Raw genomic sequence first — 17,743 nt, forward strand, 5'->3', positions numbered from 1 at the left:
CGTGTGACGCGGATGATCGGTATGTTCAGCGTGTGACTCCGGGACAACGGACGCTCGCCCAGCGGGAACGTCAGGCATTGGTGGCGACGATGGCGGCCGCCGGGCCCGACGCGCCGACGCTCTGCGGAACCTGGCTGGCCCGAGATCTGGCCGCGCACTTGGTGGTTCGCGAACGCCGCCCCGACGCCGCACCCGGCATCATGGCGCCCGCGCTGGCCGGGTACCTGGAGGCGGTGCAGACGGCGTACGCCCGCAGGCCGTTTCAGCAGCTGTTGGAGCTGGTGCGCACCGGGCCGCCGTGGTGGTCGCCGCTGCGGCCGGTCGACGCGCTGGTGAACTCCGTCGAATTCTTCGTGCATCACGAGGATGTGCGTCGCGGCGCACCGGGTTGGGAGCCGCGCGTGCTGCCCGTCGCCGATGAGCGGCAGCTCTGGAATATGTTGCGGCGCACCGCATCGTTCGGCTACCGGAAGGCGCCGGTGCGGGTCGCGCTGGTGACGCCGGACGGGTCCGAGCTCCGGGTCGGCGCGAAATCCGGTGCGACGGTGACGCTTCGGGCCCCGGCCTCGGAGCTGACGCTGTACTCGACGGGGCGCGGCGAGGTCCGCGTCGAGATCACCGGGGATCCGGCCGCCGTCGAGGCGCTGGCCCGCTTCGATCGCTCGGTCTGACGGATCGCCGCCGCGGCGCGCCCGCGACACGGCGAAAGGCCGTCCTTGCGGCGTGGCGGCCGGTATCGTCTCCGACCTGGGCATCCCGCCCGGTTTCGCCCGCTGGGACGGGCGATACCTGTGTTGCGGATGGTCTCTATGGGGCGTTTGCCGCTAGCCTGATTGCCATGGCAGGTAAGTCCCGCAGCACCACCACACGTGCGCGGGCGGGATCGGCGCGGGGGCGGACCACTGCGGCACGGTCCCGTTCCGGCACCGCGCGTTCCGGCGCGTCGCGCGGCCGCACCGCTCCGGTGCGCCGACCGGCGCGCCGTCGGTCGAACACCGCGCCGCTGGCCGTATTCGGCCGCGGCGTCAGCAACGGCTGGCTCATGCTCGCGCGCGGCGTCGGCGCGACCACGCGGACGTTGAGTAAGGCGGGTGATATCGAGCACGGCCACCGCCGCGACGGCATCGCACTCGGCCTGATCGCGCTCAGCGCCGTGATCGCCGCCGCGGTGTGGCTGTCGGCGGGTGGACCGGTCGGCCATTGGGTAGAGGAGGCCATCCGGGCCGTATCGGGTTCGGCCTCGGCCGGTTTGCCGTTCGTCGCCACGGCCATCGCGGTCATCCTGATGCGCACCGAACCCCATCCGGAGACCCGGCCGCGGCTGGTGCTCGGCGGGCTGCTGGTCGGCCTGCCCATGCTCGGGCTCTGGCATATCGCCGCGGGCACGCCAACTGACGCGCATGGTCGTTCGCGCGCGGCGGGTTTCGTCGGTTTCGTGGTCGGCGGCCCGCTGACCGACGGCCTCACCGCCTGGCTGTCGGTGCCGATCCTGTTGCTGGCCATCGCCTTCGGCGTGCTGCTGCTCACCGGCACAACGGTGCGCGAGGTGCCTGCTCGGCTGCGCGAATACTTCGGCACCGGCAGCGGCGGCGATGAATACGGCGATTACGACGGTGATTACGATCCGGCCAACTACGACGCCGACGGTTTTCCGGTGCATCGCAAGCGGTCGCGGCGGCGCGGTACCCCGGCCGAGAACTATCCGGCCGACGAATACGGCGATCCGGACGCGGTCACCGAGGTCATCGGCGAGCCGCCGCTGCGGGACGCGAAAACCATTGCCACCGCCCAGAATTTCGGCACCGAGGCCGAGGAGGAGCCGCCCGCGCCGCCCAAGCCGAAGAAGCGCCAGCCCAAGGCCGAGGTCAAGGATCAGACCCCGCCCCCGCCGAAGCAGCTCGAATTCGTGCCGGAGCGGGTGGTGGAGGGCGATTACACGCTGCCGCCGCTCACCCTGCTCACCGATGGCGATCCGCCCAAGAAACGCAGCGCCGCAAACGAATCGATGATCGAGGCGATCACCGAGGTGCTGGTGCAATTCAAGATCGACGCGGCGGTCACCGGCTTCGTCCGCGGCCCGACGGTCACCCGCTACGAGGTCGAGCTCGGGCCGGGCGTGAAGGTGGAGAAGATCACCGCGCTGGCCCGCAATATCGCGTATGCCGTTGCGACGGAGAACGTTCGGCTGCTCGCACCGATCCCGGGCAAATCCGCGGTCGGCATCGAGGTACCCAATGCCGACCGCGAGCTGGTGCGGCTGGCCGATGTGCTGAAATCCCCGTCGACCCGAAACGACCACCACCCCTTGGTGATCGGGCTCGGCAAGAATATCGAGGGCGATTTCCTCGCCGCCAATCTGGCCAAGATGCCGCATCTGCTGGTGGCCGGGTCCACCGGCTCGGGTAAATCGAGTTTCGTGAATTCCATGCTGGTTTCGCTGCTGCAGCGGGCCACCCCGGACGAGGTCAGGATGATCCTGATCGACCCGAAGATGGTGGAACTCACACCGTACGAGGGTATTCCGCACCTGATCACGCCGATCATCACCCAGCCGAAGAAGGCGGCCGCCGCGCTGGCCTGGCTGGTGGAGGAGATGGAGCAGCGCTATCAGGACATGCAGGCCAACAAGGTCCGGCATATCGACGACTTCAACAAGAAGGTGAAATCCGGCGCGATCACCGCCCCACTGGGCAGCGAACGGGTGTACCGGCCCTACCCGTACATCCTGGCCATCGTCGACGAGCTCGCCGACCTGATGATGACCGCGCCGCGCGATGTCGAGGACGCGATCGTGCGCATCACCCAGAAGGCCAGGGCCGCGGGCATTCACCTGGTGCTGGCCACCCAGCGTCCGTCGGTGGACGTGGTCACCGGTCTGATCAAGACGAACGTGCCGTCCCGGCTGGCCTTCGCCACCTCCTCGCTGACCGACTCCCGGGTCATCCTGGATCAGCCGGGCGCGGAGAAGCTGATCGGCATGGGCGATGGTCTGTTCCTGCCCATGGGCGCCAACAAGCCCACCCGATTGCAGGGCGCGTTCATCTCCGACGAGGAGATCCACGCCGTCGTCGAATTCACCAAGAATCAGGCCGAACCCGAGTATCAGGAGGGCGTCACCACCGCAAAGGCGGGCGAGGCGAAGGATATCGATCCGGATATCGGCGACGATCTGGATGTCTTCTTGCAGGCCGTCGAACTCGTCGTCACCTCGCAATTCGGTTCGACGTCGATGTTGCAGCGCAAACTGCGGGTCGGCTTCGCCAAGGCGGGCCGCCTGATGGATCTCATGGAGACCCGCGGCGTCGTCGGGCCGAGTGAGGGTTCCAAGGCGCGCGATGTGCTGGTGAAACCCGATGAGCTCGAGGGTTTGCTCTGGTCCATCCGCGGCGGCGGGCCAGCCGAGGCGGAGGATTCAGAGGGTTAACTCAGGGTCCTCTGAAACACCGCCCAGTATCGCGAACGATGGTTGCTATATGACGGGTGTGCGAGCGGTGTTCGGGGATATTGTCGAGGTGTTCCGGGGTTTCGGTCGTGGGCTGCTGGATGGCCACTCGGCGTTGATCAGCGATTGCTGGCAGGAAGGCCAGGATTCGAGTGCGCACAAGGAGCCATGCGTCGCTGCGGAACTCGTCGGCTGATCACCTGACTATCGGCGCGAAAGACCAACGCGGGTCGGATCAGCGGTCGCCGTCGGATGTGCCGGGGGCGGGTTGCTCGCCGAGGCGAGCGTGTAGCCGGTCTCGAATCTGGTCCGGGGTGTAGGCGCGGCGTTTGCGTTCGGATCGCACGATGATCACACCGGTCGCCGCGACACCCGCGGCCCCCGCCAAGCCGAGTACCTTCCACCAGCGCATACGCCTAGGCTAGTCGCCGTGCCACGTGATGCGTCCTCGACTATCGGTTTGGATGAAGCGGTGGAGCTCACGCGGACGGGTGACTTATGGCTGTTCCGTGGGCATTCCGGCGCCGACCGCGCGATTCGAGGGTTGACCAACAGCCCGGTCAACCACGTCGGCATGGCGATGGTCATCGATGACCTACCGGCGCTGATCTGGCATGCCGAGCTCGGCCGGGCGCTGCCGGATATCTGGTCGGGCAAGCACCATCGTGGCGCTCAGCTGCACGATCTGCGGGCCGCGGCCATGCGCTGGGCCAACGAGTACGGCCAGCAGGCATGGCTTCGCCAGCTGGATCGACCGGTGACCCGCGAGATGGAGGATGCCGCGCTGCGGATGGTGGCCCGGCTGGACGGCATGCCCTTTCCGTCCACCAGCGCGCTGGCGGGCAGGTGGTTGCGGGGCCGGGTGCCGCTGCCGAAGCGGCCGCGCGAATCCGGCGCCGGTCTGGAGAACGCGTACTGCGCGGAGATCGTCGCCATGACATATCAGGCCATGGGTTTGCTGCCGGAAAAGCGCCCGAATTGGTATGACCCGGGCCGGTTTTGGAGCGGCGACAAGCTGCGTTTGGCCGAGGGCTATCACCTCGGCGGGGAAATCGCGGTGCACATTCCCGCGCGTTGATCGTGCGGTCCCGGACCGGAGACCCGGGGCGCAGATTCTATTGCGGCGCAATGGTTTGCTCGAGCCCCTGACCGCCTCGGCCATCGCGGCACCCACTGAGAATATCTCAAGATATGAGATATACATCTCATAGTGTGGCTCGATTCCACTAGGGTGGGTTCGGATCACGATGAGAGAAGGGTTGGCCCGGAGTGATTGAGGCGACGTCGATTCCGACACCGTGGCAGGTGAAGTTCCGGGCGGATGGCAACGAAGGTATGGCCGATACGGTGAAGGCTGGTGTCGGCGGTCATGCCGGGTTGCGGCCTCATGAGCTGCTCGAGGCGGCGCTGGCCTCCTGTATGACCATCTCGGCGCGAATGGCGCTCACCGAAGTCGGTGCGCCCGACGTCGAAGTCCGCGTCCGCGTTGATCTCGATCGCGCGGAATCGGCCACAACGTTCCGCTACGAACTCGAGCTCGATCCGGCGTACGACCACTATCGACCGATGCTCATGCAGCGCCTCGAACGCTCGCCGGTGCGGACCACGCTGAGAAAACGCCTGTTCTTCGAGGCCGCGAACGCGGTGTCGGACAAGGATTCCGACGTCGGCGAGATCTCGTAGGTTGTGGCTTGCCGGATACCGGTCGCGGCCCGGGTCGGGCGGTCACTACCGTTGTGCGGCGGCCGAATCCACGCAGGCGAGGAAGATCTGGGCGAGCCGCTCGGCCAGACGTGTGATCGACATATCGGTGAATTCGCCGAAGATGGGCGCCGATTCGGTCCACTCCTGGATCGCGTAGGTCACTGCTCCAACCACCGCGATCACGGCGAATTCGTATGAGCCGGGCGCGATCTCGCCGCGTTGTGCGGCGGATTCCGCCTCGAACACCAGGAGCGCCGCGAGGCGGCGGCGGCGCTCGCGCCGCCATGCCTCGACCGTATCCGCGACTCGGACGACTTCGACGAAGCAGACTCGTGCGGTGAGCCGGTCCGGACAGGTCGCGGACAGGAAGGCTTCGAATGCCCGCGCCGCGCGCGTCTGGATATGCTCACCCGTCGAGGCCGCCAGGCTCGCGGCGACGCGCTCGACCGCGATCATGTCCTTCTCGTCGACGATCGACATCAGCAGCCGATCCAGACCGGCGAACTCTTCGTAGAAAGACCGCCGCGACACCCGCGCCTGCCCACAGATATCGGTGATCGATACCGCGGTAAACCCGCGGTCGCCGAACAGTTGAATGCCGGCGTCGAGCATGCGGCGTCGGCGGTCATTCACCCGGTCGTGATGGCTGAGGCCTTGATACACACGCTCCGATTTCGCAGGTCGAGGCGGCGAACCCACGTCGGCTACCCCTTTCGTTCATGGTGAGCTGCGACGCTCGAACTGGACAGGGTCATACCGAATCCCTGATTCGGTATTCGAGCGTACCGAACACTGCGGGCTATCGGCGTGCGCGTGGTCGGTGCGGCATCAGGGTACGGCGCGATTCATTTATCTGGTACGGTGAAGTACAAGATTGCCAGATGTATGCCACACTCCTGCGCCGGACCTCCGAGTCCGGTGGAGATTTCGGTGCCGCACCCCGAAAGGGGAGTGGCCATGGACCCTTTGCCTTCGCCGGTGACTCGATGACGAAGCCGACCGGTAAGGACGTATCGAAGGGATATTGCGGTGACCCATATACACCCGCCCGGGCCGGCAATAGGAGTTGGAATTGTGGGCCTGAGCGCCTTCGGCGGTTGGGCCGCCGAGGCTCATGTCCCCGCTTTGAAGAAGCTGCCGGGGTTCGAACTGCGCGCGCTGGCCGCGAGCACTGTCGCATCGGCGAAATCCGCCGGCGAGAAGTTCGGTGTCGGCCTGACGTTCGACAATGTCGAGGAGCTCGCGCAGCGGGACGAAGTCGACTTGGTCGTTGTTTCCGTTCAGGTCCGCGAGCACAGGAACCTCGTGCTGTCCGCGCTCGGGGCGAAGAAAATGGTCCTGTGTGAGTGGCCTTTGGGCGTCGACCTCGCCGAGGCGGAGGAGATCGCCGCCGATGCGGCCGCAACGGGTGTGCGCACATTCATCGGCCTGCAGGCGCGGTCCGCGCCCGCGGTGCGTTATCTACGCGATTTGATCCGCGAAGGCTATATCGGAGAGGTGCTTTCCACGAGCGTTATCGCATCGACAATGCTGTGGGGGCGAACTTTCGATAGAAAGAATGCCTACATCCTCGATCGCAACGGCGGCGCCACAATGTTGACCGTGCCTTTCGGCCACACAATCGATGGCTTGACCTCGGTACTCGGTGAGTTCACCGAATGCACTGCCACGACCGCGACCCGGCGGCGGCGGGTATTCGACAACCACAGCGGCGAACCTGCCCTCATGACAGCAGAGGATCAGATCGCGGTCACCGGCACGCTGCAGGGGGGAGCGGTCGCGTCGATCCATTTTCGTGGTGGGCACACCCGGAGCACCAATTTCTTGTGGGAGATCAATGGAACCCATGGCGACCTGCGGATCACCGGCGAAACCGGACACTTGGGCCTCGGACAGTTCAGGATATACGGGGGCAGATTGGGCGACACCGCGGTTACCGAGCTGCCCGTTCCGGTGGAATATGAACTACCGCAGTTCATCGGGGATAGTGGGCAAAACGGGTATGTGGTCGCGCATCAATACGCCGCGATGCTGTCCGATATCGTCGATAACACTCGGCTTGCCCCAGATTTCGCACACGGCGTCGATCGCCACCGGTTGATCGATCGCGTTCGACGCGCGGCGGAAAGCGGACGCCGACAAATAATCTAGATTGTCAGAGGCTCACCGATTTCGACGATGACGCCGTCGGGATCCCGGACGATAGCGACTTCCTGCCCCCACGGTCGTCGAGTCGGCGCCAACGCGCTGGTCGCACCGGCAGCGAGAGCTCGAGCATATGCGTCGACGACATTTTCGTTTTCGAGAAGAATCCGAAAGCCTCCGGGAGGGCTCGGCGGTGCGTAGTCCGCAATCTTGCGCCAGTGCTCGATGCTGAGGCTCGGACCCGGTTGCGGAGCGGCCCCGTTTCCACCGCCCAGGACCACGAATGTGCCGTCCGGGTCGGCGAATACCGTGACCAGTTTGAACGCGTCCTTGTAGAACTGAGCCTTCGTTTGCACGTTTTCTGTCATCAGGGTCATACCACCGAATCGCATTGTTCCTCCTTGTTTAGTGCCTCCATCGTGGCCGGCTATCGATTGCATTTGTGTCGCGGTTGGTCAGTGAATTCCGGCGCCCAGCGGGAACCCGGCTATCAGAGCGGCCAATGCGGGCACTTTGTCGGTCAGTAACCGGAGAAAGTCGCCGTCGGTGAAGGTGCTGGTCGGGTTGTCGATCGTGCATCCGGGGTGCATCGGCACACCGTTCATGCGGTCGACCAGGAATTGGAAACCCTTCGGTGCCCAGGCGAACCCGCCGGTAATGTGCTCGGTCAGAAACTCCCGGGTATAGGCGACCTTCGCGTTCGGGTCGCGGCAGTATCCATCCACCACTCGATCGGTGCCCGCGATCGGAATGATCTCGTCGTTTTGCGCGTGGTAGATATACATCGGCACGTCCGGTGTCTGCTGCCCCAGCTCCTGGGCGTGTATCGCCGATTTGAGCACCGGATTCTCCAGCAGATCGCCTTGTCCGGTGAAGGAACCGAGGTAATTCCATCCAGGGAATGTGACGGTCCCTTCTTCCTTGCACAGCATGCTTTTGAAGGTGATCATGAATCTGCCGAACCAGTCGAGTTGACTGTCGAGGACCTGCCGCACCTCCGGATACTCCGCGGCGAATGAATAGAACGCCGTACCGATCAACCCGGCGAACAATCCACCGGAATTATGTCGCAGCAATCCTGCGAGATCGCCCATGACGACGCCGCCGATGGTGGCGCCGACGATATTCAGTTCGGGGGCGTACGTTTGCCGATGCTCGGCGGCCCAGCCCGTCGGAATGGTGCCTCCGGAAATCCCGCCATGACAACCGGGGTTCCCGCGCCCTGGGTCAGCTCCATCGGCGCGAAGCCCTCCGCGGCGCGGATACCGTCGAGTGTGGCCTGGCCGCCCAGAATCGCGCCACCGTATACCGAGTTCGGTCCTTCATAATCGGGAATCGCCATCGCCCACCCCTGCGACAACCCCAAGGCGATCATCACGACCGGCACGACGTTGTTGTACCAATCGACGGGAATGGAGCCTGCCACGACTGCCTACCTGGCCCCGGTACACCGACGCAACCACCGTCGCCCGAAACTTCGATACCGCCGTCGGAATCACCCCCGACCCCACCGACGGCCGATTCCGGATCTGGCGCTGACCCAACCGATCAACCCGGTGGATGCTCCACTGCCGCAACGTATATCACCGCCGAGTCGGCATGATGACGGTCTACTCCGAGCTGGCCAATCGGGTCGGCAAAGGTGCCAGGGTGAAGTTCTGCCAGATGTAGGTGTCCATCTGGTGCTGGTCGAGGCATAGGTCGTCGACCCGATCGACCTTGCCGTCGGTATTGAAGTGCCACACCAGCGCCCAGAGTGTGTCTACCTTGCCCTCGCCGGCGGTCGAATAGCCGCGGTGGACGTCGACGACGTACTCGTCGTTGGCTTCGAGGAAGAACGTTTCGGCCTTGAATCCCGCCTTGGCCAGCGCGGCGAAGAATGCCAGTACTTCGTCCAGGCCGCGTTTGGTTCCCGACAGCGCGTGATGACCGGGGATGGTCCAGGCGATGTCGTCGGTGAGCACTGCCTTCATGCCGTCGAGGTCGTAGCGGGCGTAGGCGTCGAAGAATGCGGTGATCGCCTGAATCTTCGGGTCTTGTTGTGCCACTGGGTATTCCTTTCGCGAAGCCGAACGCGACCAGCATGCGGCCCACCGCTGAGGCGGCACTGGCGCCCGCTGCCAGCGTCGTGTCATGCCCGGCATCGCGGCAGACCCTGGGACCGCGGCTCGGCTTCGGTGAGCAGCTCCGCGGGTCGATCAGCCCGCACCGGTGTCCGGGTGGCGGGGCGGACCGACCGCTCTTCGGTCCGGTGGGATTGCGCACCACGATGGTTGTGCGGGCCGCTGCGGCGCGGCCTGGCCGTCATCGTTGCCGAGCAGTTCGAGCATCGTCCGCATCTCCTGCAATGCGTCCACACTTTCCGACCTGATCGCGCCGACGAGGTCGGCCATCGCCGAGCCCGGGCTGCGGCGAGCCAGCACATCGAGCGCAGCCTCGGATTGGATCGCAATAGCCGAGAGATGGCTGGCGATCACATCATGTAGGTCTCGGGCGATGATCTTTCGCTCCTCGGCGATGGCTGCGCGCCGATCGAATTCGGCGACCAGCTTTATCGCCTGTACCCGTTTGCGTTCGGCATCGGCGATTGATTTGTGTGCCGAAACTATCGTCGCCCGCCAGATGGGCGTCGCGATGAATGCGACCAGTAGTGCGGCGATCAACATTGTCGTCCACCACTCGCCCGTGACAGCCAGCGTCGCGGATACTCCGGATACAGCGACCGCGGCGCAGCCGATCGTCACGTACCGCGGCAGGTTGCCGCGCCCGTAGCGTACGGCCGCGTAGATGAGGTCCGAATACAGCAACCAGATCGGTACGGACGGATCGAGCACCATATCGACGGTCAGCGGTACGAGACCGACCGCGAGTGCCGTTACCGGTTGTCTGCGGCGGAGGCATGTCGTCAGACACATTACGGCGAGTACTGCCAACCGCAGCGTCATCGGCGGTCGGGGCGAATCGAATACTGAGTCCAAGCCGGCGAAGTAGAGCATCAGGCCGACCGCGAAACCGAAAATCGAGATCAGCGCGTCCTGTGTCCTTGCCGACAATGTCGACCAGTACTTCACCAGGTCATGGAAGCACACATCGAGGCCGCCCCGGGTCCGCCGAAAGTAGGAGACGGTTCGAGGGCATATGCGGCCGACCGGCCGCGGGCAAGTTTTGCTTCGAAGTTGCCGAAGATCACAAATGTCTAGGTGTTACGGCTGGCCGGGAGCGCGGGACGCGGAATTTCGAACAATTGTGTATCAATTTGCTAGGGGTCGGTTATCGGGTCGATAGGGGGTCGGCCGTATTCGTTGACTTCGGCTTCGGCCGACGTGTAGTCGTTGGGGTGTAAGGATTTTCGTGATGGTCGGGGTGTGGTATGGCTGTGCGGCATCGGTAGGTCGCGTACGGCGGAATCTCCGCGCGCACAAATCCGTAACGCGCGGTGGAGCGCGCCTCCTGGACTCCACTATTTCATCGATATCACCCGAGTAGGTCGCGGCCCGGTGCCGCAAGCTGCCCTGCGCCGATAAGCCATGGCCTTGTCCCGCCATGCCCCTGGAAGGATTCAGAAATATGAAGCTCACGAAGCTCGCCTTGGCCACCACGATTTTTACCGCCGCAGTGGGTATTTTCGCGGGCACGAGCTCCGCGGACGCCGTCTCTCCGGTCGGCGTCTCCGTGCATACCGATAACGGTGTCGGCGTCATCGAAACCGATTCCGGCCAGCTGGTTTCCGAGGATGGGGTCTTCAAGGTGAAGTCCGCCGACGGCACCGTGCTCGCGGGCACGCCGCTGAAATTCCGGCTCGACGATTTCGAATTCCCCATCGATGCGGCCATTTCCGGCAACCGGGCCACCCTCACTCCGGCATTCGATATGTCGCGCGCGGTTTACCATCCTGTCGCCCTGCCGTTCGACGATTCGGCCACCTGGAAGACGCCGTACGAGCGGGAGAAGGATGCCTGGAGCCGGATGGCCAGCACCGTCAGCCTCGGCATCAGCATCGCCGCCGTGGTCGGCGCCGTCGGCGGCGGCGCGATCGGATGCCTCCTCGGCGGTTCGGTCGGTGCGCTCGCGGCGTTCGGCACCATCGTCGGCCTGCTCGGCCCATTCCTGCCCGCCGCCGTCGTCGGCTGTGTGGCGGGCGCGAGCGTCGCCGCACCGCTCGGCACGCTGGCCGCCCAGTTCGTCATCGCCGCGCCGATCGCGATCGGGGCCGCGATTCAGTACTTCAGCACCATCAACGCGCCTTTCCCGGCGAAATAACGGAGGCCGGAATGGCGGGACGCGTTCGGCGACGCGTCCCGCACTGTGCCGTCGTGAACGGCGCGTTCTAGCGGGGGCGGGTCCGGAAAAGGGGATCCATCACCTCGGCGCAGACGCCGCCCAGCAGATATTCAGGCTGGTAGATCTCGTGCGCCCGGGCCGCGAGTTCGATTGCCCCGATGGAGATCTGGCCGATGCCCGACTGCCGGATCGTTTCGACGGAACTGGCCCAGATCACTCGCGGAATCCGGGCCCAGGCGATCGTGCCGAGGCACATGGCGCAGGGTTCGCCCGTCGTATACATGGTGGTATTCGACCAGTCGGTATTTCCGTGTCGCTCGATATATGCGTTGATGGCCATGATCTCGGCGTGCCGGCCCGGGTGGGCCGCGCTGTTGTTGATTCCTTCGGCCATGAGCCGCCCATCGCGGTCCACGATGGTCGCGCAGAATGGATGCCTCGGGTTGTTCGCCGCCATTCGGATCACGCGGGCCATGAGCAGTTCATGAAATTTCTGCTCGGTCGGGGTCGGCCGGTAGTTGTTCAGCCGTTCGAGGGCAGTGCTCGTGGACTCGTCCAAATCGCAGATATTCGCGGCGGAAGCGGTATTCGAGGCGTTCGCGATGAACGCCGTTGCCGAGGCGGCCAATGCCAATGTTGCCGTGCGCCGACGGATCGGTGAAAAGGTTTTATTGGAATTGGGTGATCCCATGAATATATTTTGACACGGCAGCGAATTTTCCGGAAATAGTCCGGTCGAGTGGCGGGGCGTGAAACCTGTCGTCCGGGTGGCCGATTCGCCCGAATCGTGCCCGGTCCGGGCACCGGTAGCAACGACCGAGCGCCGGTCCGGGCAGGAGTCTCGGGGCTGTGAGCAGCAGGTTCCCCAGATGACACGTCGGTCACCGTTCGTCGGCGTCCGGTCCGCAATACGATGACAGCGCAGCGGCCGTTCCCGTTAATTGTTGTCTGCCCCGCATATTCCGTCCGACCGCTTCGAGCTCCAACCGAAAGTCATCATCGAATCGTAGACGTTTCTGCAAAATTATTGTCCAAGGGGGACATCATGTTCATCGGTGCGGCGGTCCGGCTCACGCCGAGAGAATTTTCAGATGTCGAAAGAACCTTTTCCGCGACCGACCCGATCCATGAACTGCCATCGTGTTCGAATATCGTGGATGTCGCAATCTCCGAGCTGCTCCCATCGGATTCGTCGCCCCGAACGGCGGGTGCGGATGCCGATCATGTACGCATGCTCGCCGAATCGGCGACCGCATTACCGCCGATCGTCGTCCACCGGCCGACTATGCAGATCATCGACGGTCTGCATCGGCTGCGTGCGGCTCAGCTGCGCGGGGATTCCACCATCGCGGCAGTATTTTTCGACGGCAGTGCCAATGAGGCGTTCATCCTGGCGGTGAAGCTGAATGCGGCGCACGGTCTGCCGCTGTCGTTGGCGGATCGAAAGGCTGCGGCATTACGTATCCTTTCCTCGTTTCCCGAATGGTCGGATCGGGCGGTCGCGGCGACCGTCGGCGTCTCGGCGAAGACCGTTTCCGCGATCCGGCGGCGGTCGACTGTGGAATCTCCACAGTCGACCGGGCGGATCGCGCGTAATGGGGTGCTGCATCGCTCCATCGGACCGGAGGGGCGGCGTCGGGCCGCCGAACTTTTCGCCGCCGACCCGAATGCGTCGGCGCGATCGGTGGCCGCGGCCGCCGGAATCTCGGTGACCACGGCAAAGGATGTGCGTAAACGATTGCGTTGCGGGGAGGAACCGGTTCCCTCCCGTATGTGCCCCACCGATTCTCCCCCCAAACCTGGGGGCACATCAAAACCTGTCGACGACCCGACCCAGGTCCCCGGCGCGCACCGGGTACTGCAGCAGTTGCGCAAAGATCCGTCATTGCGGTTCACCGAGACCGGTCGGCAGCTGTTGCGCTGGTTGGAATCGCCCTTCGGCGACCAGGTCGATTCCGACGCCGTCGTCCGGAATGTGCCGAGCCACTGCGTCCCCAGCCTTGCCGAACTCGCTCGGCAGCGCTCTCGTGATCTGCAACATCTGGCCGATTTGCTCGAGAGCCGAGCGCAATCCGACGCCACGATCTAGGCGTTGCGCGATGTTCGGTCGGCCGGGCCCCGTCGGGCGCGCTCGAGTGCGAGTTCGCCGATCCGGCGCGGCCCGGCCCGGCAAGCGGGTAATATTCCAGACCATATTTTCCGGGGCGAAGTAACCAAGGTATCCGTGCGACCGAAGATTCCAGACAATTTGTCTACAATTTCCCCGGTCGGCGGTCGCGGATCCGGCATAACGCACAAAATCTGGCGACTATTTCCGCAATAGCGCCGAAGGCGACTCCGTGTCACCGGTCCGGGCGAGTCGGCGTATACGACCGGATTCACCCCGAAGACCCGGGCTTGGCTTTGCCAATGGGTATTGGTAGCGTGCTATCCAACTCATTCCACGTGGAATCGCTTGCTGAAGCGTTAGAGCAGTTTGGGAGCGGCTAGTGGGGGCAGAAACTTCCGCAATCGGGAAGCCTTATGAAAGAAATCTGATCGTGCGTCGTGAAGCCGAGCAGATCTGTAAATTATTCAACGAAGCAGTTTTGGTGTCCGGTCGGCTGTCGGCGATTCTGATCACCGGACCGGTGGCGAATGGTAAATCGACGACCATGCAGTACGTCGCGACACACGCGGCCGAATCGGGTGCGGTGGTGCTCAAGGCATTCGGCGCCGAAGCGGAACGCGATTCGGCCTACGGCGTACTCGGTCAATTGATTCGTAATCCCGGATTGGACGGAGAATTTCGGGCCAGGGCAAGCCGATTGCTTGCCGATGGCATTCGGGCCGGGGGTCTCGGCGTACAGGCCATGGCGGAGTTGGCCTACATAGTCGTGTCGTGCTGCGCGACGACACCGCTGCTCATCGCGATCGACGACCTGCAGGATGTCGACGCCGAATCGCTGGAGTGGCTGTCCGTGCTGCTCCGCGAGGCGAGCGAGGCTCCGGTCATGGTCATCGCGGCGGGTTCGCCCGAGGTGAATATCCGGCATGCGAGCTTCTGCGTGGAATTGCTGCGGCAGGTGAATACCGCGCGGGTGAAGGTCGGCACCTTCAGCCGGGCCGAGGTCGTCGAGCTCGTCACCGAGGAGACGTCGGCGCGGCGGGCACTGGCCATCGGTGAACGGTGCTTCGCGATAAGCGGCGGAAATCCGCTGCTGGTCAAGGCGCTGCTCGAGGATCATCGACTGTCCGGCAACGGCGAGGACCAGGCGCTCGAGCCCGGTGACTACTTCGCGAGCGCGGTGACCAATTGCCTGCGCCGAATGGGCGCGCCGGAGCAGAACGTGATGCGTGCGCTGGCGGTACTCGGGTCCCGGGCCGCCACCGACACGCTCGAGCGACTGCTCGGGGCAACGTCGATGGACCTGCGTCAGGCGCTGGTGTCGCTGCGCGAGACGGGCCTGATCGGCGATCGCGCGTCCTGCCATCCGGCCACGGCCGCCGCGGTGCTCGCCGATATGGCGGCTGCGGAGCGCCGGGAGTGGCATGGCGCGGCCGCCCGCGCGTTGTACCTGGAGGGTGCGGCGGTGACCGAGGTGGCCGCGCATTTGATCGCGGCGGATGCCGTCGAGACCAGCTGGGGAATTCCGGTCCTGCGGGCCGCCGCGCAACAGGCCGTTATCGAGGATCGGGTGTCGTTCGGGGTGCAGGCCCTGGAACTCGCCTGCCGTGAATGCGATGACCAGGCAATGGTCGCGCAGCTGAAATCCGATCTCACGGGTCTGGTGTGGCGGGTCGACCCGGCCGCGGCCGGACGGCATATGGACGAATTGCTCGAACTTTTCCAGCACGGCCACCTGCGGGTGGCCGACGCCGCCGTGCTCGTGCGCTATTTGCTCTGGCACGGTCGCGGTGAGGACGCGGTCGAAATTCTGCCCGCGATCATCGCGCGGAGCGAGGCCGCCGATTCGCGTTCCGCGACCGAGTTGGCGGTTACCTTGTTCAGCATTCAATGCTCGTATCCGCTGTTGCTGAATCGATTGCCGGACGAGGTGCGGGCGTATTTTCACCGATTGCCGGCCGGGGCGTTGGAAACCTCGGATTATCCGGTGGCGTCCGCACTCGGCCGGATCGTCGCCACCAGCGCGGACGACGACGCGCTCGCCCGCGCCGAGCATATTCTGCAGAGCCACCAGCACAACGATCCATTGCTGGAGTCGGTGCGCAGCGCCCTGTTCGCGCTGATTTATCTGGGAAAACTGGATAAGGCCGAGCAATGGTGCGAGCGGCTGCTGCATCAGGTGCGCAAACGCCAGGCGCCCAGTTGGGAGGCGTTGCTGGCGGCGGCGCGCGCGGAGATCGCGATTCGCCGTGACGATCTGCTCGAGGCGGAGCATTACGCACAATCGGCGCTGTCACTGATGTCGCCGCACGGCTGGGGCGTGGTCATCGGTGTGCCGCTGGCGGCGCTGTGTCTGGCCAGTATCGCCATGGGGAAGCTCGACCGGGCGGCCGAACTCATGCGACAGCCGGTGCCGAAACTCTTGCTGCAGACCAGGTTCGGGATCCACTACCTCTACGCACGCGGCTGCTTCTTTCTCGAGAACGATCAGCCGCACTCCGCGCTCGGCGATTTCCTCGCCTGCGGCGAACTGGCCAAGAAGAGCGATTGCGATACGCCGTCCGTGGCGCCGTGGCGGGTGGGCGCCGTCGACGCCTACCTGCGGATGGGCCAGCAGGTGCGGGCGGGCGAACTGCTGGACGAGCAACTCGCGATGGCCGGTGACGAACACGCGGTGGTGCGTGGGCGCGTCCTGCGGTTACGGGCGGCGATCACCGAGCTGCCCGGACGCCGTCAGCTGCTGGGTGAGGCGATCAACCTGTTGCAGGCGAACGGGGCGCGGCTGGAATTGGCGGTGGCGCTGCACGATCTCAGCCGCACCCAGTACGCGCTCGGCGAACCCGGCCGCGCTCGCGAATTGGCCCGGCGCGCTTGGCATATCGCGCAGGCCAGCCATGCCGCCGGCATCAGCAGGCTGTTCTCCCGAGACCTGGCCGAGAGCGATCCGTCGATGCCCGAAACCGTCGAAACTCCGTCGGGCATCGGCGGTTTGAGCGAGGCCGAGCGCCGGGTGGCGATGCTCGCCGCGCTCGGCTACCCCAACCGCGAGATCGCCGGCCGCCTCTACGTCACCGTCAGCACGGTCGAGCAGCACCTCACGCGGGTCTACCGGAAGCTGCGCGTACGCGGCAGACAGGACCTGCCGATGTATCTGCGGCCCGCGACCATCGTGCCCCCGGCATGACCCGGGCGCGCATCGCCGATCGAACGGCCGCGGCCCGCTGTGGTCGATCGTCAGCGGAGTGGCCCGCGCGCCGAATCGGCGCGCGGGCCATCGGCGGTGCGTATGGCGACCGGGTTGGGTGGTCTGTGCACGAGATCGCGACTTCGGGAATTATTGTTTCGTGACATCCGAGCGACCGATCCGGTTGATAGTTGTCGACGATCAGGCCGTGGTCCGGGAGGGGCTCGCGCTGCTGGTCGATCTCGTGCCCGGTATCGAGGTCGTCGGTCAGGCCGCCGACGGGTACGAGGCCATCGAACTCGTCGAAAGTCTGCGTCCCGACGTGGTTCTCATGGATCTGTACATGCCCCGGTGCGACGGGATCGAGGCGACCACGGCCATTCGGCAGGCCCATCCGGAGACGAAGGTGGTCGTGCTGACCACCTACTCCGACGACGATCTGGTGATCCGGGCGCTGCAGGCCGGTGCGCTCGGCTACCTGACGAAATCCGCCGACCGCCACCAGATCGGCCGTGCGGTGCACGCGGCGGCGGCCGAGCAGGCGATCCTCGATCCGGCGGTGCAGGACACCCTGCTGGCCGCGGCGACGAACCGGAATCAGCCCGTGCGACCGAAGCGGTCGCAGCAGAGCCCGGACGATCCGCTGACCGGACGGGAAAAAGAGGTTTTGGACCTGATGGCGGCCGGTTACAACAACCGGGAGATCGCGGAGCAGTTGTACATCAGTGCGGCCACCGTCAAGAGCCACATAAACAGGATTTTCGCGAAGACCGGAAGCCGGGACCGCGTTCAGGCCATTCAGAACGCCAAGAATTTGAATCAGAAATAGCGCGGCCCGGCGCGACCGGCGCCGGTCGACCGTCGGCGAATCTGTTGGCCC

General features: G+C 64.9%; 18 protein-coding genes. 10 read left to right on the top strand and 8 right to left on the bottom strand.

Annotated features, from left to right (window positions below; translation table 11 throughout):
* The first annotated feature begins 32 nt into the window (after positions 1-32).
* The 3 genes from LGY53_RS10410 (at position 33) to LGY53_RS10420 (ending at position 3,638) form a co-directional block, all read left to right on the top strand.
* Positions 33-671 (top strand): TIGR03085 family metal-binding protein, encoded by a 639-nt coding sequence (locus LGY53_RS10410; RefSeq protein ID WP_225726444.1) that lies wholly within the window; start codon positions 33-35, stop codon positions 669-671.
* 167 nt (positions 672-838) lie between these two features.
* Positions 839-3,424, top strand: a complete 2,586-nt coding sequence (locus LGY53_RS10415; RefSeq protein ID WP_225726445.1) for a DNA translocase FtsK — start codon at positions 839-841, stop codon at positions 3,422-3,424.
* A 49-nt stretch (positions 3,425-3,473) separates the two neighbouring features.
* Positions 3,474-3,638: a hypothetical protein gene (locus tag LGY53_RS10420; protein WP_225726446.1), complete on the top strand. Its 165-nt coding sequence runs from the start codon at positions 3,474-3,476 to the stop codon at positions 3,636-3,638.
* A gap of 39 nt (positions 3,639-3,677) precedes the next feature.
* Here LGY53_RS10420 and LGY53_RS10425 read toward each other — a convergent pair whose 3' ends face one another.
* Positions 3,678-3,854: a hypothetical protein gene (locus tag LGY53_RS10425; RefSeq protein WP_225726447.1), complete on the bottom strand. Its 177-nt coding sequence runs from the start codon at positions 3,852-3,854 to the stop codon at positions 3,678-3,680.
* A gap of 18 nt (positions 3,855-3,872) precedes the next feature.
* On the opposite strand from LGY53_RS10425, the gene LGY53_RS10430 reads away from it, so the two are divergent.
* Together LGY53_RS10430 and LGY53_RS10435 are read left to right on the top strand one after the other, a co-directional pair.
* Entirely contained in the window at positions 3,873-4,520 is a 648-nt protein-coding gene (locus tag LGY53_RS10430; RefSeq protein WP_225726448.1) for a hypothetical protein, read from the top strand.
* 191 nt (positions 4,521-4,711) lie between these two features.
* Positions 4,712-5,125 carry an OsmC family protein gene (locus LGY53_RS10435; RefSeq protein WP_225726449.1) on the top strand — a complete coding sequence of 138 codons (414 nt, stop codon included), beginning with the start codon at positions 4,712-4,714 and terminating at the stop codon, positions 5,123-5,125.
* Between the two features lie 45 nt (positions 5,126-5,170).
* Here the strand turns inward: LGY53_RS10435 and LGY53_RS10440 are convergent, their stop codons facing one another.
* Positions 5,171-5,779 (bottom strand): TetR/AcrR family transcriptional regulator, encoded by a 609-nt coding sequence (locus LGY53_RS10440; protein WP_225726450.1) that lies wholly within the window; start codon positions 5,777-5,779, stop codon positions 5,171-5,173.
* A gap of 441 nt (positions 5,780-6,220) precedes the next feature.
* Between LGY53_RS10440 and LGY53_RS44110 the strand changes: the two genes are divergently transcribed.
* A complete protein-coding gene (locus LGY53_RS44110; RefSeq protein ID WP_225726451.1) occupies positions 6,221-7,297 on the top strand; it encodes a Gfo/Idh/MocA family protein in 1,077 nt (358 codons plus the stop codon).
* Here the strand turns inward: LGY53_RS44110 and LGY53_RS10450 are convergent.
* The 5 genes from LGY53_RS10450 to LGY53_RS44115 form a co-directional block, all read right to left on the bottom strand.
* Positions 7,294-7,683 (bottom strand): VOC family protein, encoded by a 390-nt coding sequence (locus tag LGY53_RS10450; protein WP_225726452.1) that lies wholly within the window; start codon positions 7,681-7,683, stop codon positions 7,294-7,296. The genes LGY53_RS44110 and LGY53_RS10450 overlap by 4 nt on opposite strands.
* Before the next feature lie 63 nt (positions 7,684-7,746).
* A complete protein-coding gene (locus LGY53_RS10455) occupies positions 7,747-8,484 on the bottom strand; it encodes a lipase family protein (RefSeq protein WP_308102871.1) in 738 nt (245 codons plus the stop codon).
* Positions 8,418-8,717, bottom strand: coding sequence for a lipase family protein (locus LGY53_RS43540; RefSeq protein ID WP_308102852.1), 300 nt, complete (start codon positions 8,715-8,717; stop codon positions 8,418-8,420). Before LGY53_RS43540 ends, LGY53_RS10455 begins: the two co-directional genes overlap by 67 nt.
* A gap of 184 nt (positions 8,718-8,901) precedes the next feature.
* Complete coding sequence (locus LGY53_RS10460) at positions 8,902-9,339, bottom strand: nuclear transport factor 2 family protein (RefSeq protein ID WP_225726453.1); 438 nt, start codon at positions 9,337-9,339, stop codon at positions 8,902-8,904.
* Positions 9,340-9,489: 150 nt separating this feature from the next.
* Positions 9,490-10,362 (bottom strand): histidine kinase, encoded by an 873-nt coding sequence (locus LGY53_RS44115; protein ID WP_225726454.1) that lies wholly within the window; start codon positions 10,360-10,362, stop codon positions 9,490-9,492.
* 496 nt (positions 10,363-10,858) lie between these two features.
* On the opposite strand from LGY53_RS44115, the gene LGY53_RS10470 reads away from it, so the two are divergent.
* A complete protein-coding gene (locus LGY53_RS10470) occupies positions 10,859-11,551 on the top strand; it encodes a hypothetical protein (RefSeq protein ID WP_225726455.1) in 693 nt (230 codons plus the stop codon).
* A 67-nt stretch (positions 11,552-11,618) separates the two neighbouring features.
* Here LGY53_RS10470 and LGY53_RS10475 read toward each other — a convergent pair whose 3' ends face one another.
* Complete coding sequence (locus LGY53_RS10475; RefSeq protein ID WP_225726456.1) at positions 11,619-12,263, bottom strand: nucleoside deaminase; 645 nt, start codon at positions 12,261-12,263, stop codon at positions 11,619-11,621.
* Positions 12,264-12,617: 354 nt separating this feature from the next.
* Between LGY53_RS10475 and LGY53_RS10480 the strand changes: the two genes are divergently transcribed.
* The 3 genes from LGY53_RS10480 to LGY53_RS10490 all read left to right on the top strand — a co-directional run bounded on the left by LGY53_RS10480 (position 12,618) and on the right by LGY53_RS10490 (position 17,692).
* Positions 12,618-13,661, top strand: coding sequence for a ParB/RepB/Spo0J family partition protein (locus LGY53_RS10480; protein WP_225726457.1), 1,044 nt, complete (start codon positions 12,618-12,620; stop codon positions 13,659-13,661).
* A 451-nt stretch (positions 13,662-14,112) separates the two neighbouring features.
* A complete protein-coding gene (locus tag LGY53_RS10485) occupies positions 14,113-16,863 on the top strand; it encodes an AAA family ATPase (protein WP_225726458.1) in 2,751 nt (916 codons plus the stop codon).
* A gap of 160 nt (positions 16,864-17,023) precedes the next feature.
* A complete protein-coding gene (locus LGY53_RS10490) occupies positions 17,024-17,692 on the top strand; it encodes a response regulator transcription factor (protein ID WP_225726459.1) in 669 nt (222 codons plus the stop codon).
* Positions 17,693-17,743: the final 51 nt, after the last annotated feature.

Origin of the sequence: Nocardia sp. JCM 34519.1, from assembly GCF_020361265.1 — a bacterium.
Taxonomy (GTDB): domain Bacteria; phylum Actinomycetota; class Actinomycetes; order Mycobacteriales; family Mycobacteriaceae; genus Nocardia; species Nocardia arthritidis_A.

Bases quoted from the DNA above. Each gene is read 5' to 3' on its own strand.
- LGY53_RS10415 (WP_225726445.1), top strand. From the start codon at position 839: ATGGCAGGTAAGTCCCGCAGCACCACCACACGTGCGCGGGCGGGATCG.
- LGY53_RS10420 (WP_225726446.1), top strand. From the start codon at position 3,474: ATGACGGGTGTGCGAGCGGTGTTCGGGGATATTGTCGAGGTGTTCCGG.
- LGY53_RS10425 (WP_225726447.1), bottom strand. From the start codon at position 3,854: ATGCGCTGGTGGAAGGTACTCGGCTTGGCGGGGGCCGCGGGTGTCGCG.
- LGY53_RS10450 (WP_225726452.1), bottom strand. From the start codon at position 7,683: ATGCGATTCGGTGGTATGACCCTGATGACAGAAAACGTGCAAACGAAG.
- LGY53_RS10470 (WP_225726455.1), top strand. From the start codon at position 10,859: ATGAAGCTCACGAAGCTCGCCTTGGCCACCACGATTTTTACCGCCGCA.
- LGY53_RS10475 (WP_225726456.1), bottom strand. From the start codon at position 12,263: ATGGGATCACCCAATTCCAATAAAACCTTTTCACCGATCCGTCGGCGC.
- LGY53_RS10480 (WP_225726457.1), top strand. From the start codon at position 12,618: ATGTTCATCGGTGCGGCGGTCCGGCTCACGCCGAGAGAATTTTCAGAT.